The sequence below is a fragment of the Protofrankia sp. Cas4 genome (genome assembly GCF_963555915.1).
In the GTDB taxonomy this organism is placed as follows: Bacteria; Actinomycetota; Actinomycetes; order Frankiales; family Frankiaceae; genus Protofrankia.
In genome coordinates this window covers 16,380-18,502 of record NZ_CAUVXL010000161.1, presented here as the reverse complement: position 1 = coordinate 18,502, position 2,123 = coordinate 16,380, and the positions used below count along the sequence as shown (strand labels likewise).

Below are 2,123 nucleotides of genomic sequence, written 5' to 3'. Positions count from 1 at the left end.
CAAGGCAGACGAACTGAAGGAAGCAATGATCAGCGCCGGCCGGGTGCGCGGCATGTTCGATCCGGTGATGGACGCGTTACCGAACATCGGCGTTCTCGCGGTCCTGCTGGTCGGCACGGCCAGGATCTCGGCGGGCGCACTCGATGTCGGAGATCTGATTCGCGTCGCCTACCTGTTCACGCTCCTGGCCTTCCCGCTGCGGGCGATCGGCTGGGTGTTCGGCGAACTGCCCCGGTCGGTTGTCGGCTACGGCCGGGTGCGCGCGGTCCTGCGCGCCCGCGGTGAGCAGCGCTTCGGATCGCAGACACTGCGCGCTCAGGGCCCGGCGAGGCTGACTGTGGACGCCGTCACCTATACCTACCCGCGACCGGTGGATGGGGAGGGGCCGGCGGCCCACGCCCTTGACGGGGTGAGCTTCGATGTTGCGCCCGGCCGGGTGGTGGCGCTCGCCGGGCGGACCGGGTCGGGAAAGTCGACCCTGGCCGGGTTGCTGGTCAGGCTGTACGACCCTGACGTCGGGGCGGTCCGGATCGACGGTGTCGATCTTTCTGAGCTCGCCGACGGTGAGATCAGCTCGGCCGCGTCCCTGGTGTCCCAGCAGGCGTTCCTGTTCGACGACACGGTTCGCGGCAACGTCGCGCTCGGCTTGGCCGTGGACGATGCGGCGCTGTGGGAGGCGCTCGCGCGCGCGCAGGCGGACCGCTTCGTCGCGGCACTGCCCGCCGGTCTCGACACGCAGGTCGGCGAACGTGGAACCACGCTGTCCGGCGGGCAGCGCCAAAGGATCGCCCTGGCCCGGGCGCTGGTCCGCCAGCCGCGCCTGCTCGTTCTCGACGACGCGACATCCGGCGTCGATCCGCGGATCGAGGCGGCCATCCTGGCTGGTCTGCGGGAGCGTGCGGGCGCGTCCACGGTGGTTGTCGTCGCACACCGGCGGGCAACGATCGAGCTGGCAGACGAGGTCGTGTACCTGGATCGGGGACGGGTGGCCGGGCGAGGCAGCCACGATGAACTCATGGCCACCTCGCCCGGGTACGCGGCGTTGTTGACCGCATACCACCCGGTGAGCGGCGGCGCGAACCCCGTCGGGGATGTCATCGGGGCTGTCGTCGAGGACGCCGGAGTGGCACGGTGAGCGTTACCGTGCCGGCCCCTCGCCAGGAGGACCCGGCTCCGAGGCTGGATGGCCCGGTGCTGGATGGCCCGGTGCTGGTGGGCGGTGCCGACGGCGGTGCCGACGGCGGTGGCCCCGACGGCGGTGCTCAGGTCCGCTCCGGGGAGCCGCTGGGGGTGACCCTCGGCAAGATCCGCCGCCTTGTACCGGAACTCACCGCCGGCCTGCCGGTGACCCTCGTCCTTGCGGTCATCGCCACCGTGGGACGGGTGGTGGTCCCGATCGCGGTCCAGCAGACCATCGACCACGGCCTGCTTCACGGGACACCCAACCTGTCGGTGGTCCGTTGGGCGGCGGGCGGCGCGACGGTGGCGATCGGGGTGACGGCCTTTGCGGCGTACCTGATGAGCGTGCGGCTCTACCGGACGTCGGAGTCTGCGCTGGCGACGCTGCGGATACGCGCGTTCGGGCACATCCACGATCTGTCCGCACTGACCCAGTCGGAGCAGCGGCGGGGGGCGCTCACCTCACGGGTTACCAGCGACGTCGACCAGATGTCGCAGTTCCTGCAGTTCGGCGGAATGATCCTGCTGCTGTCCTCCGGGCAGATGTTGATCGCGACCGTCCTCATGGCGGTCTACTCCTGGCCGCTGACCATCGTTGTCTACACCTGCTTCGTGCCGATGGCCCTTGTCATCAAGCGGTTCCAGTCGGTTCTCGCGCAGCGGTATCTGGCCGTTCGGGAACGGGTCGCGCAGATGCTGGGCGCGATCTCGGAGTCCGTGGTCGGCGCGGCGGTGGTGCGCGCCTACGGTGCTCAGGCGCGCACGGCGACGCGGGTCGACACCTCCGTGGACCACTACCGGTCGGCGCAGACCGCCGCGCAGCGGATGGTCGCCACGGTCTTCTCGGCGGGCGAGCTGGTGGCGGCCTGCGCGACCTGCGCCGTGGTGGTCGGCGGGGTGTTGCTCGGGGTGGACGGTGATCTCAGCGCCGGCCGGTTGGTGGC

2 protein-coding genes are annotated in these 2,123 nt (G+C 70.8%); both read left to right on the top strand.

Features of this window, described 5'->3' with window-relative positions; translation table 11 throughout:
• The coding region (locus tag U9979_RS14975; RefSeq protein ID WP_322779858.1) for an ABC transporter ATP-binding protein at positions 1 to 1,135 on the top strand (1,135 nt) is incomplete at its 5' end.
• On the top strand, positions 1,132 to 2,123 hold a 992-nt coding region (locus tag U9979_RS14970; protein WP_322779857.1), incomplete at its 3' end, for an ABC transporter transmembrane domain-containing protein. The genes U9979_RS14975 and U9979_RS14970, both read left to right, overlap by 4 nt.